The sequence below is a fragment of the Novosphingobium clariflavum genome, from assembly GCF_026420865.1.
GTDB classification, from domain to species: domain Bacteria; phylum Pseudomonadota; class Alphaproteobacteria; order Sphingomonadales; family Sphingomonadaceae; genus Novosphingobium; species Novosphingobium clariflavum.
Genome location: NZ_JAPCWC010000008.1, coordinates 54,224 through 66,869, shown reverse-complemented (window position 1 = coordinate 66,869; position 12,646 = coordinate 54,224). Strand labels below are relative to the sequence as shown.

General features: G+C 66.9%; 12 protein-coding genes. 9 read left to right on the top strand and 3 right to left on the bottom strand.

The annotated features are described in order from the left end of the window. Positions 1-440: 440 nt before the first annotated feature. From rimP to OKA11_RS12885, 5 genes are all read left to right on the top strand, one after another. On the top strand, positions 441-1,001 hold the full coding sequence (gene rimP / locus OKA11_RS12905; RefSeq protein WP_267220864.1) for a ribosome maturation protein RimP: 561 nt from the start codon (positions 441-443) through the stop codon (positions 999-1,001). Positions 1,002-1,004: 3 nt separating this feature from the next. Further along, positions 1,005-2,624: a transcription termination factor NusA gene (nusA, locus tag OKA11_RS12900; RefSeq protein WP_267220862.1), complete on the top strand. Its 1,620-nt coding sequence runs from the start codon at positions 1,005-1,007 to the stop codon at positions 2,622-2,624. Then, positions 2,605-3,333 (top strand): DUF448 domain-containing protein, encoded by a 729-nt coding sequence (locus OKA11_RS12895; protein ID WP_267220859.1) that lies wholly within the window; start codon positions 2,605-2,607, stop codon positions 3,331-3,333. The genes nusA and OKA11_RS12895 overlap by 20 nt, the downstream gene beginning before the upstream one ends. Before the next feature lie 23 nt (positions 3,334-3,356). After that, the gene (gene infB, locus OKA11_RS12890) at positions 3,357-6,188 is read left to right on the top strand and encodes a translation initiation factor IF-2 (RefSeq protein ID WP_267220857.1); all 2,832 of its coding nucleotides are present in this window, start codon (positions 3,357-3,359) and stop codon (positions 6,186-6,188) included. Positions 6,189-6,569: 381 nt separating this feature from the next. Beyond that, positions 6,570-7,103, top strand: coding sequence for a DUF1697 domain-containing protein (locus OKA11_RS12885; RefSeq protein WP_267220855.1), 534 nt, complete (start codon positions 6,570-6,572; stop codon positions 7,101-7,103). 56 nt (positions 7,104-7,159) lie between these two features. On the opposite strand, the gene OKA11_RS12880 is transcribed toward OKA11_RS12885, so the two are convergent. After that, entirely contained in the window at positions 7,160-7,498 is a 339-nt protein-coding gene (locus OKA11_RS12880; RefSeq protein ID WP_267220853.1) for an RcnB family protein, read from the bottom strand. Between the two features lie 122 nt (positions 7,499-7,620). On the opposite strand from OKA11_RS12880, the gene rbfA reads away from it, so the two are divergent. Beyond that, a complete protein-coding gene (rbfA, locus tag OKA11_RS12875; protein WP_142632391.1) occupies positions 7,621-8,016 on the top strand; it encodes a 30S ribosome-binding factor RbfA in 396 nt (131 codons plus the stop codon). Positions 8,017-8,034: 18 nt separating this feature from the next. Here rbfA and OKA11_RS12870 read toward each other — a convergent pair whose 3' ends face one another. Further along, positions 8,035-9,687 carry a DUF1963 domain-containing protein gene (locus tag OKA11_RS12870; RefSeq protein ID WP_267220850.1) on the bottom strand — a complete coding sequence of 551 codons (1,653 nt, stop codon included), beginning with the start codon at positions 9,685-9,687 and terminating at the stop codon, positions 8,035-8,037. A gap of 131 nt (positions 9,688-9,818) precedes the next feature. Here OKA11_RS12870 and OKA11_RS12865 point away from each other — a divergent pair, with 131 nt between their 5' ends. Continuing rightward, positions 9,819-10,409: a thymidine kinase gene (locus OKA11_RS12865; protein ID WP_267220980.1), complete on the top strand. Its 591-nt coding sequence runs from the start codon at positions 9,819-9,821 to the stop codon at positions 10,407-10,409. A gap of 6 nt (positions 10,410-10,415) precedes the next feature. Here OKA11_RS12865 and OKA11_RS12860 read toward each other — a convergent pair whose 3' ends face one another. Then, on the bottom strand, positions 10,416-10,799 hold the full coding sequence (locus OKA11_RS12860) for a hypothetical protein (RefSeq protein WP_267220848.1): 384 nt from the start codon (positions 10,797-10,799) through the stop codon (positions 10,416-10,418). A 177-nt stretch (positions 10,800-10,976) separates the two neighbouring features. Here OKA11_RS12860 and OKA11_RS12855 point away from each other — a divergent pair, with 177 nt between their 5' ends. Both OKA11_RS12855 and OKA11_RS12850 read left to right on the top strand, forming a co-directional pair. Further along, entirely contained in the window at positions 10,977-11,897 is a 921-nt protein-coding gene (locus OKA11_RS12855) for a hypothetical protein (RefSeq protein ID WP_267220846.1), read from the top strand. A 56-nt stretch (positions 11,898-11,953) separates the two neighbouring features. Then, entirely contained in the window at positions 11,954-12,640 is a 687-nt protein-coding gene (locus OKA11_RS12850) for a site-2 protease family protein (RefSeq protein WP_267220844.1), read from the top strand. Positions 12,641-12,646 lie beyond the last annotated feature (6 nt).

Genomic DNA, 12,646 nt, shown 5'->3' with positions numbered 1-12,646 from the left:
ACCTCCCTCCGTCGCCGGACGCAGGCCGGGTGGGCCCCACCCCCACACACGATCCCGCCCGGCCTGCATGTCCTGTGAGGTGCGCTCGCCACTCTGGTGGCGGGTTGGCGGCACCGATCCGTCGCTCTCCTGGCGGGCCCGAACGCGACCCTCGGGTCCTTTCGCCAAGGTGGAGAAACCGGCTGACTTCCCGGCGTGTGTCCTGACGGGAGGTCGCCAAGGCGGCGGGTCGGTGCCGTTTACGGCGGTTCATGCGCCCTTGTGCCCGCGTCGCCGCGGCTGCGACTCTCGCTCTTGCGTTTTTCCGGCAATGCGCTTATCTGCGCCTCATCCCGACATTGGTGAAACAAGGTTCGGGCTGGCGCCGGAAGGGGCCGGCGCGAAACTGCGTTGCCCCGGTGGCCGGTTTCACAGCAACGAATCGATTCGGAGAATACGGCTTGGCCGACATCGCACGCCTTATTGAAGTCATCGAACCGGAGGTTACCGCCCTCGGCTTCGATCTCGTGCGCGTGCGTGTGTTCGGCAAGAGCGAAGTGGGCGACGACGAGATCGCGCTGCAGATCATGGCGGAGAACCCGGCAACGGGTCAGCTGGTGATCGAGGACTGCGTGAAGCTCTCGCACCGCATTTCCGATCGCATGGACGCGCTGGAAGAAGCCGGCGACGTGCTGATCGAGGAAGCCTATCGTCTCGAAGTCAGCTCGCCGGGCATCGACCGTCCGCTGACCCGCCCCAAGGACTATGCGAACTGGGCCGGGCATGAGGTCAAGGTGAACCTGACGGCGCCGGTCGACGGCAACCGCAAGGGGCTGACCGGCGAACTCGTCGGCATCGACGGCGACCAGGTCACGGTCGACGACAAGAAGTCCGGCCGCGTCACGTTCCCGCTGGACATCATTCATTCCGCAAGGCTCGTCCTTACCGACAAGCTGATCGCCGCAACCCGCCCGCTGGACGTCAGCGGGGCCGACGAGATCGTCGAGGAACAGGAAGACTAAGCCATGGCCAGTGCGATTTCCGCCAACCGCGCCGAGCTGCTTGCAATCGCGAACTCGGTCGCGTCGGAGAAGATGATCGACAAGTCGATCGTCATCGAGGCGATGGAAGAAGCGATCCAGAAGTCGGCCCGTAACCGTTACGGCGCCGAGAACGACATCCGCGCCAAGCTCGATCCGCGCACCGGCGACTTGCGCCTGTGGCGCGTCGTCGAAGTGGTCGAGCATGTCGAGGACTACTTCAAGCAGGTCGACCTCAAGCAGGCCGAAAAGCTCCAGAAGGGCGCGCAGCTCGGCGACTTCATCGTCGATCCGCTGCCCCCGGTGGACCTCGGTCGCATCGACGCGCAGTCGGCCAAGCAGGTGATCTTCCAGAAGGTCCGCGACGCCGAGCGTGACCGTCAGTACGAGGAATTCAAGGACCGCGTCGGCGAAGTGATCACCGGCGTGATCAAGTCGGTCGAATTCGGCCACGTGATCGTCAACCTCGGCCGCGCCGAGGGCGTGATCCGCCGCGACCAGCAGATCCCCCGCGAAGCCGCCCGCGTCGGTGAGCGCGTCCGTGCGCTGGTCCTGCGTGTCGAGCGCCAGAACCGTGGTCCGCAGATCTTCCTTTCGCGCGCCCACCCGGACTTCATGAAGAAGCTCTTCGCGCAGGAAGTGCCCGAAATCTACGACGGCATCATCGAGATCAAGGCCGCAGCCCGCGATCCGGGCTCGCGCGCCAAGATCGGCGTGATCAGCAACGACCATTCGATCGACCCGGTCGGCGCCTGCGTCGGCATGAAGGGCAGCCGCGTCCAGGCCGTCGTGCAGGAACTGCAGGGCGAAAAGATCGACATCATCCCCTGGAGCGAGGACACCGCGACGTTCGTCGTCAACGGCCTCCAGCCCGCCACGGTCAGCCGCGTCGTCATCGACGAGGAAGAAAGCCGCATCGAAGTCGTCGTTCCCGATGACCAGCTGTCGCTGGCGATCGGCCGTCGCGGCCAGAACGTGCGCCTTGCCTCGCAGCTGACCGGCTCGCAGATCGACATCATGACCGAGGCGGAAGCCTCGGAGAAGCGCCAGAAGGAATTCACCGAGCGCTCGAAGATGTTCGAGGAAGAACTGGACGTCGACGAGACGCTCTCGCAGCTGCTGGTCGCCGAAGGCTTCAGCGAGCTGGAAGAGGTCGCCTACATCGAAGTCGGCGAACTGGCCAACATCGAGGGCTTCGACGAGGAACTGGCCGAGGAACTCCAGAGCCGCGCCCACGAAGCGCTCGAGCGCCGCGAAGAGGCAAGCCGCCAGGAACGCCGTGCGCTCGGCGTCGAGGACGGCCTCGCCGACCTGCCGCACCTCACCGAAGCGATGCTGGTCACGCTCGGCAAGGCCGGCATCAAGACGCTCGACGATCTGGCCGACCTCGCCACCGACGAGCTGATCGCCAAGAAGCGCACCGAGCAGCGTCGCCGCGACGGCACGGTGAACAAGCGTGCGCGTGACGAGGACAAGGGCGGCGCGCTTGGCGAGTACGGCCTGACCGAAGAACAGGGCAACGAGATCATCATGGCTGCCCGTGCCCACTGGTTCGAAGACGAACCGGCAACCGAGGAGGCCGCCGATGCGGAATCCTCGCAATGAGCGCGTAAGCTCCGACATCGATGGCACCGGTCCGGAGAGGAAATGCATTCTCTCCGGCGAGACCGGTGCGCGTGAAGACCTGATCCGTCTGGCGATTTCGCCGGACGGTCTGGTCCTTCCCGACGTCCACGCGCGTGCCCCCGGGCGCGGCGCGTGGATCGGCGTTTCACGCGAGACCCTTGAAATTGCCCTCGTGAAGGGCAAACTAAAGGGCGCGATGGCGCGCGCCTATAAGGGCGCAGCACTCACCATTCCGGACGACCTCGGCAACAGGATCGAACAGGCGCTCATCCGCGCGCTGACCGACCGGCTGGGGCTCGAACTGAAGTCGGGCAAGTTGCTCATGGGCTCGGACCGCATTGCGCAGAACGCGCGTGAGGGCCGGGTCACGTGGCTTGCCCATGCCGCCGATGCGAGCGAAGACGGCTCGCGAAAGCTCGACCAGGCCTGGAGAGTCGGGAGCGAGGCGGAAGGAAGCGGTCTCAAGGGCACACGCTTGCCACTGGACCGGGAGACGCTGTCTGTGGCATTGGGCCGCGACAACGTCGTTCACCTGGCGCTCAACGATCGCGGCTCGGCTTCCCGAGTCGCGGCGCAATTGCAGCGCCTACTGCATTTCCAGGGGCAACCCCGCGCCGATGCGGCCGGGGGCGATATGGCTAGTGGCACGGATCCGGCACAGGCTGCCGCATCCGCGACGACGAATTGAGACCGAAGGGCAAGACGAGAGATATGAGCGAGACCGACAACAAACCGACCCTGGGCCGCAAGCCGCTTGGGCTTAAGCGCTCAGTGGAAGCGGGTGAGGTCAAGCAGACCTTCAGCCACGGCCGCACCAACAAGGTGGTGGTCGAGGTGAAGAAGAAGCGCGTGATCGGCAAGCCCGGCGAGGGCGGTGCCGAGGCTGCCCCGGCTCCGCAGGCTGCACCTGCACCCGCACCCGCACCGCAGGCTACGCCCGCGCCGCAGGCCGCTGCGCCCGCGCGCCCGGCTCCGCAGCCTGCGCCCCGCAAGCCGACCTTCATCCCCGGTGAAACCCCGCAGGAACGTGTCGCCCGCCTGCAGCGTGAGGCCGAAGAAGCGCGCCTTGCGGTGCTGGAGGAAACCACCCGCCGCGAGCAGGAACAGAAGCTGCGCGCGATCGAGGAAGAGAAGCAGCGCGCCGAAGCCAATCGCCGCGCCGAGGAAGAAGCCGTCAAGGCCCGCGAAGCGGCCGAAGCCGCAGCCAGCGCCGAAGCGGCTGCTCCGGCCCAGCAGCCGGTGGCCGCGCCCCAGGCTCCGACAGAGGCGCCTTCGGCAGAGGCTGCTCCGGCAGAGGCCGCTCCGGCCGAGGCACCCGCTGCTGCGGCGCCTGCTGCCCCGGCAGCCGCGCCCGCTCCGGTCGCCAAGGCACCTGTGCAGGCCGCCGCACCGGCACCCGCGCCGCGCCGCTTCACCCCGGTGCAGCGCCCCGAGCCGGTGCGCCGTCCGGAAGCCGCTCCCGCCAATGCCGGTGGCAATACGGCTGGCAACGCCGGCGGCAATGCAAGCGGCAATGCAAGCGGCAATGCCGCTGGTTCGAGCAACGCCGGCAGCGCGCCCAAGGGCCCGGCCGGCGCCAAGAAGACCAGCGCCCCGCCGCCGCGCAGCACCCCCGAGCGTGACCGCAAGGGCGGTGATCGCCGCCAGTCGGGCAAGCTCACGGTCAACCGCGCGCTCAACGACGACGAGGGCGCCCGCGCCCGTTCGCTCGCGGCGCTCAAGCGCGCCCGCGAGAAGGAACGCCGTGCCCACTTCGGCGGCCAGTCGCAGCAGCGTGAGAAGCAGGTCCGCGACGTGATCGTCCCCGAGGCGATCACCGTCCAGGAACTGGCGAACCGCATGGCCGAGAAGGGCGCCGACCTTGTGAAGGCGATGTTCAAGATGGGCATGATGGTCACCGTCAACCAGACGATCGACCAGGATACCGCCGAACTGCTCGTCACCGAATTCGGCCACAACATCCAGCGCGTTTCGGACAGCGACGTCGACATCGACACCTCGGTGGACGTCGATGCACCCGAAACCCTGAAGTCGCGTCCGCCCGTGGTTGCCATCATGGGCCACGTCGACCACGGCAAGACCTCGCTGCTCGATGCCCTGCGCGGCACCGACGTGGTAAAGGGCGAAGCCGGCGGCATCACGCAGCACATGGGCGCCTACCAGATCAAGACCAAGGGCGGCGATCTCGTCACCTTCCTCGATACGCCGGGTCACGCCGCCTTCACGCAGATGCGTATGCGCGGCGCCAACGTGACCGACATCGTGATCCTGGTGGTTGCGGCCGACGACGGCATCATGCCGCAGACGATCGAGGCCATCAATCACACCAAGGCCGCCGGCGTGCCGATGATCGTGGCGATCAACAAGATCGACAAGCACGAAGCCAACGCCCAGCGCGTCCGCGAGCGTCTGCTCGAGCACGAGGTCGTCGTCGAGGCGATGTCGGGCGACGTCCAGGACGTCGAAATCTCGGCCAAGACCGGTGTCGGTCTTGACGAGCTGATCGAGAAGATCCTGCTCCAGGCCGAACTGATGGAGCTCAAGGCCAACCCCGACCGCGAGGCCGAGGCGACCGTGATCGAAGCCAAGCTCGACAAGGGCAAGGGCCCGCTGGCGACCGTGCTGGTCAACCGCGGCACCCTCAAGGTCGGCGACATCCTCGTCGTCGGCACCGAGAGCGGCCGCGTGCGCGCCATGCTCGACGACAAGGGCCGCCAGGTGAAGGCCGCACCGCCGTCGATGCCGGTGGAAGTGCTGGGTATCGGCGGCGTGCCGATGGCCGGTGACAAGCTGACCGTCGTCGAGAGCGAGCAGCGTGCCCGCGAGGTTTCGTCCTACCGTCAGGAACAGGCGACCGCCAAGCGCACGGCAACGGCGCCCGCCAACATCGATACGATGTTCTCGGCGCTGGCCGCCAAGCAGAATGTCATCGAGTATCCGGTGGTGATCAAGGGCGACGTCCAGGGTTCGGTCGAGGCGATCAGCGCCGCGCTCAACAACCTGTCGAACGACGAGATCAAGGTTCGCATCCTGCAGTCGGGCGTCGGTGCCATCACCGAAACCGACGTGGCTCTGGCTTCGGCCTCGGGGGCTCCGATCGTCGGCTTCAACGTGCGTCCGAACGCCAAGGCGCGCGAACTGATCGCGAAGACCAAGACGCCGATGATGTACTACGACATCATCTACGAACTGACCGCCGAAGTCGCCAAGCAGATGGCCGGCATCTGGGGCCCCGAACGGATCGAAACCGTCGTCGGCCGCGCCGAAGTCAAGCAGGTCTTCCCGGCCGGCAAGCGCGACAAGGCCGCCGGTCTGCTGGTGGTCGAAGGCTACATCCGCAAGGGGCTCAGCGCGCGTCTTACCCGCAACGACGTCATCGTTTCGGCCACGACCATCTCCTCGCTGCGCCGGTTCAAGGACGACGTGGACGAAGTGCGCGCCGGGCTCGAATGCGGTGTCGTGCTGGCCGACACGAACGACATCAAGGCGGGCGACCACCTCGAAGTCTTCGAAGTCAGCCACCGCGAGCGTACCGTCGGCTGATAGACGGTGCCCGTTTCGCGCGGGCGCCGGCCGAAAGGACAGCAGCGGCCATCGTCGGGCGACAAGCCCGGCGGTGGCCGCCCTCGTTTCAGGCGCCGTGATCGGATCGGCAGGGCCTTCGGGAATGCCCTTGTCGATGAAGCGGTGACGCGCACCGGATGCGGCTGCCTTGGAGCTTTGACCTGCGCGGCGATGTTAGAGATCGTTTGGAAATTCGCGCAAAGCGAATTTCGCGGCACCGGCCCGCTCCCCCACCCGACCACCCACAGGATACTGCCGATGGGCGGTCGGGTGGGGGAGCGGGCCGGTGCCGGACCAAAAATGCCCTTTCGGGCATTTTTCAAACAGACTCTTTCTGCCAATAGGACTGATGATACTGCGATGACCCGCTATTGCGCCTTTTTCGAGAGCCTGACCGTTCGCGGCGACCGCCTGTCGATGGCGGACCTCAGGTATGCCTTCGAGCGTGAGGAACTGGAGAATGCCGAGACGGTGATCTCCAGCGGCAATGTCCTGTTCGAGTATGAGGAGCGGCCGAGCGAAGGGCTGGAGGACCTGCTGGCCTATCTGATGCGCGACCGGTTCGACCTCAAGGCGTTTGTCGCCGTGCGTACCCGCGCGGAAATTCGCGCGGCGGTGGAGGAGAATCCTTTCGCCGGGGAGAGCGGTGACAGCTTCGTGCACACCTTGCTGCTGTCGGGGCAACCGGCGCAGGCGCAGTTCGAGCGGTTGCAGGCCGATCATGGCACGCTGGGCGGCGAGCGTCTGGCGCTCGGCACGCGCTGTCTGTTCATCGATTATGCCCGTCCGCCGGCGGAAAGCCTGCTGACGATGGAATTCGTCGGCAATCGCCTCGGCTGCCGGGCCACCGCGCGCAATGTCCGCTCGCTGGCGCGGATCGACGCCAAGATGTAAAAAGGGCGGCGCCTTTGCAGGTGCCGCCCTTTTCGGTTTTCAGGTCCGCTGAAGGATCAGTGGAACATGTTCATGGTCACGGCGGCAACCAGGCCGCTGGTGATGCCCACGAGCAGCAGGTCATTGCCCGAACGCACGTAGTGGTAACCCTTCGGCGGGGCCTTCACGTTGCGATACTTGCGGTAGTCGACCGTCTGGTAGTGCGATGCGCGGCTGCGGTCGAACTTCTCGCCCTTCTTGAAGCGGTGCGGGGTCTGGCTCGGCTTCTTGGCCGGGGTCGCGTGACCCTGATTCGAATGACCCTGGGTGGGCTTGCCGGGCTGCGCCATCGCCGGGGCTGCCAGGCTGGGCACGACGATCGCGGCGGCGAGCAGGGCTGCGGTGAATTTACGCATGGGTTCGGCTCCTTGAACGGGTGGGGGGAATGTGTCTCTTGCAGCCCTTAACCACAGGAACGGCGATGGGTGCCGTAATCATTTGTTGCAAATTGTCGCATTACGCCCACATGGAGGTCGTCATGTCCCGCCAGCAGATCACGCCCGAGCAGCAGTCCGTCCGCCTTCTCAAGGTTGGCGAGCAGGTGCGCCACGTCATTTCGGAAATCCTCACCCGCCAGCAGGTCCACGACGCCACGCTGAGCGGGCATTCGGTCTCGGTCACCGAAGTGCGGATGAGCCCGGATCTCAGGATCGCGACGGTCTATGTGAAGCCGCTGCTGGGCGAGGACGAGGAAGCGGTGCTCAAGGCCCTGCGTACCAACACCGCGTTTTTCCAGCGCGAGGTTGCCCAGCGTCTCAAGCTGCGGTTCGCCGCCAAGATCCGTTTCCGGGCCGACGAGACGTTCGACGAGGCCAGCCGCATCGATGCGCTGCTGAGCGATCCGCGCGTCAAGCGCGACCTCGACGAAGAGTAGGTCTTCCGCGCGGAGTCGTTATTCCGGCAGGAAGGTCAGCGTTACCCGGTCCCAGCGCCGCTCGGCCATGTCCCGGGCGGAGAGGCGGAACTGGAACAGGCCCTTGTGGGCCCAGTTCCATTCCATCATGTCGTCGCATCCGAGCTGGAGCAGCAGCACGTCGCCGTCCGGCGGCGGTGCATGGCGCGGACGCGGCGCCGCGATGCCGAAAAGCTGGTGCTGATGGCCGATGGCAAGGCGGTGCTGATCGTTGATCCGCGCCAGCTCGGCCGCGGGCACCTGCGCGAAGGCCCGGGCATCGCCGGTCATCATCGCGCGCAGCGACAAGGTCGTGAGTTCTCCCAGCGTTTCAGGCACGTAGAAGCGGACGAGGGTGGGGCAGTCGCGCTGCACATGGGCCAGCAGTTCGCCCAGCACCGCGATTTCCTCGGCGTTGAGCGCCGTCCACGGATCGCGGTCGGCGACAAAACCGTCCATCGCCGTCACCACTTGTGCCAGACTGGCCTGTTCGGCCAGGATCGCGGGCAATTGCCGTTCGCAGGCGGCCAGCGCCTCGCCGGCCTCGTCGAGGTCCTCGATGCTGGTGGTCGGATCCTGTTCGAGCCGGGCCAGCCGCGCGGCTGCAAGGGTTCCCCGCTCACGCTCGGTGGCGACGGCATGGGCGGCGCTGTGGTGGGCCATGTGCAGGCAATCGGCCAGGTGCACGGCGCCGTGCCACCAGAGGTGCTCTGCGGGCTGGGTTGCGGTGAAGCCTTCGCTGCGTGGGGCCGTGTCTCCGGGCAGGTCCATAGAGAGCGGTTCCACCGGCCAGAACGGGAAAAATGCGCGCGACAGCGGACCGGCATGGGCGGGCAGGGGGTGTCCTCCCTCGTCGAAGGCGGGGGGCAGGCCGGGAGGCGGCTCGGTGAAGAGTTCCGGCGCGCCGGGCACTTCGATGACTGCGCCGGAGCCGAGGAAAAAGGCGAGCGAACCGGACCTGGGCAAAGGGCTGTCGGGGCAGGCGGCGGCGATCGCGGCGAGGTCCAGCTGGGCCGCGAAGGGCAGCGGGCCGCGTTCGTCCGCGGGCCAGGCGGCCGTGCCGAGACGGGGCAGGCCGCCGAGCCAGCTGGTCTCGTCGAACCAGGCCTGCTCGCTGGTGGTGCGCTCGCGCGGTTTGCGGGCCAGCACGATCGCGCCGGGGATCGGCGGCAGGGCAGGTTCGTCGTCAAGGTCGGGCATCAGCGGCGGCGCCGCCGGCGTGCGGGCGGCGGCGACCGGCGCGCCCGTGCCGGTCCCGGCTTCCGCATCGCCGGCGGCGCGGCGCTCAAGGCCGGGGACATGGTCCATCTCCGCCTCGACGGGTTCCGGTTCGGGGCGCCAGACGGCATCGGGGTCGGGGCGATTGCCCTTGCGGCCTCCCGGCATGCGCTTGCGTGCGCCCCTGGCAGCGGCCAGGCCGGCGCGGTGGGCGCTGGCGGCGAGCAGCAGCGCCAGGATGATCCCCAGCGCCAGCGGCGTGAGCACTGCCAGTTCGCGCCCCGAACGGACGACGAGGTTGGCGGCGGTATCGTCAAGCCTGGACAGCAGCGGGGCAAGCGCGCCGCCTTGCGGTGCCAGCGGGAACAGGGCGATGTAGGCCGCAACCAGCACGGCCAGTGCCAAGACCGCAAAGACGGCGATCCATCGTCTCATGACCACCTCCACTCCCGGCCCCCGCGTGCCGCCCGGAACCATTAGATAACCTTGGGCCTGTCCATTCAAGCGGGGACAATCGCGGATCGTGCCCGTGCGCGGGGCAAACCGGCATGTTATCCCCAGCTGCGATGGCCAAGCTCTATTTCTATTATGCCAGCATGAATGCCGGGAAGTCGGCGACCTTGCTCCAGGCGAATTTCAACTACCACGAACGCGGCATGCGCACGATGCTGTGGACCGCCGCGCACGACGACCGGGGCAGCGGCGAGGGGGGCGATGATCACGCGATCGAGAGCCGCATCGGCCTGCACACGGCGGCGCATCGCTTTTCGCCTGATACCGACCTTTCGGCGCGCGTCGGGGCGGTCCACGCGGTGGAACCGCTTGCCTGCGTGCTGATCGACGAGGCGCAGTTCCTGACCCCCGAGCAGGTCTGGCAATGTGCGCGTCTGGCTGACCGGACCAATATCCCGGTGCTGTGCTACGGACTGCGCACCGATTTTCGCGGGCAGCTGTTTCCGGGCTCGGCGGTGCTGCTGGGCATTGCCGACGCGCTCATCGAGCTGAAGGCGGTATGCCACTGCGGCCGCAAGGCGACGATGAACCTGCGCGTCGATGCCTCGGGCGCGGCGGTGCGGGAAGGCCAGCAGACCGAGATCGGCGGCAATGACCGCTACGTCGCGCTGTGCCGCCGTCACTTCGGGGAATCGCTGGCCTAGCCGGCGCTACTCGCCCAGCCGCAATGCCCGTAACGTGATCAGCCCAAGCAATATCGCGATGACCAGTGCGAGCGACAGGGCTCCGGGCGGGGTCAGTTCATGGACCAGCCAGGTCCATCTGTCTTCCACCAGAAGGCTGTCGTTTCCCTTGCCGCCGAAGACCATGACCCCGGCCTTGCTTTGACCCACCAAAGTGACCTTGTCGTCACCGTCGCCGCCTTCGAAGACAATCGGGAACGGCGCGTTGCCGGGCAAGGTCGATGTGCCGGCGCCGACCGGCTTGATATATGCGGCGTCCTTCGGGCAATCGGCCGGACGGTCGGCCGGCCTGGGCGGCCCTCCGGGCTTCGACAACAAGGAACAATGTTCCGACAAGGGTTCGTTGGCCATGGCGGTACTGTTGACGCTGCAGGGTTAAGATATTTCCTCCCCGGGGGGGCATCGCATTCCGACTGCCGCAGCTGTTCCCGGCACGCTGTCATTTCGCCGCAAACTATGCGAAATTCGCAGGCAACTTCTACACCGTCCCCTCGTTGGCAGTGCGACAACGGGTGCAGACGGGCCGAGATGCAGAGTGCGATAGTTCATCTGGGATATCACAAGACAGCCACGACCTGGCTGCAGCAACAGCTGTTCCCCAGCGCCACCAGTCATGACTATGTGCCGCGGCAGACCGTGCAGGAAGCCTTTCTCAAGCCTTGCGGCATGCATTTCTGCCCCGAGCAGGCGAGCGAGGTGCTCTCGCTGCATGGCCGCAACCGTCCGGTTCTGCTGAGCGAGGAGAACCTCTCGGGCTATCTCCACAATGGCGGGCTGCACGGGTTCCTCGCCCCGGAAGTGGCGCGGCGGATCAAGGCGGTGCTGCCGGACGCGCATATCGTCATCTTCATCCGCAACCAGTTCGACATCTGCCGGGCGAGCTATGCGCAGTACGTCTCGGGCGGCGGCACCTGGGGCTCCCACCGTTATTTCGAGACTGCGCGCAAGGTGCGCGGCGCGCTGACCCGTCCGTGGAAGGCGCCGGCCTTCGAATTCGAGCATTTCGAATATGACCGGCTGATCGCCCATTACGACGCCCTGTTCGGACGCGATCACGTCCACGTCTATCCCTATGAATGGCTGCGCGAGCGCGATGTGCTGATTGCGCGGATGCAGCAGGACCTCGGCCTCGCGATCGAGAGCCTGCCGCCGGAGGGCTCGCGCGCGAATCGTTCGCTGGGGGCGGTGGGGCTGGCGATGGTGCGCGGGGCCAACCTGTTCTCGCGCCAGTCGGTGGTGAACAAGCACTATGTCATCGATCTGCCGGGCAGCCAGGCGCTGCGCCATGGTGCCAAGTGGCTGGCAGGCCGGGTGCCGGTGATCAACAACCGCCCGGCGCGGCTTTCGCCGCGCATGCAGGCCCGCATCGCCGCGCACTATCCTGAAAGCAACCGCCGTCTGATGGAACTGCGCGACCTGCCGCTGGAGGAACTGGGCTATCCGCTCTGAGCCGGTCCGGCGAGGCGGCCATTGCGATAGCGCGGTACGCTTCCTAGATCGGCGGCATGGAAAATACCCTGCTGCAAGCCGCGGCGCTCATCGTTCCCCTCATCGTCGCCATCGTCTTCCATGAGGTCGCCCATGGCTGGACTGCCCTCGCACTCGGCGATCCGACCGCGCGGGAGCAGCGGCGGCTGTCGCTCAATCCGCTGCGCCATGTCGATCCGTTCGGCACGCTCATCCTGCCGGGCTTTCTGGCGCTGACCGGAGCGCCGGTGCTGGGCTGGGCGAAGCCGGTGCCGGTGAACGCCTGGCGCCTGCGCAATCCGCGCCGGGGCATGATGGTGGTCGCAGCCGCCGGGCCGCTCAGCAATCTCGTGCTCGCCGCGCTGGGCTCGGTCCTGCTCGGCCTGCTGATGCGCTTCTTCGGCGATGGCAGTGGGTCGGTGCTCTCGTTCGTCGTGACGAGCCTCGGCTTCTTCGTCATGGTAAACGTCTTCCTGGCGTTCTTCAATTTGCTGCCGATCCCGCCCTTCGACGGCTCGCACATCGTCGAGGGGCTGCTGCCCGACGGTCTTGCGCGCCGCTATGCCCGGCTGCGGCCTTACGGGTTCCCGATCATCGTGCTGCTGATCGTCGTGCTGCCCTGGCTGGCGCCGGGCCTCGGGCTGGTGCAGCGGGTGGTGCTGCCGCCGGTGCTGTGGATGCTCGATCATTACGAGGCGCTGGCGCGCGCTGTCGGCGGGGTTTGAACCGTC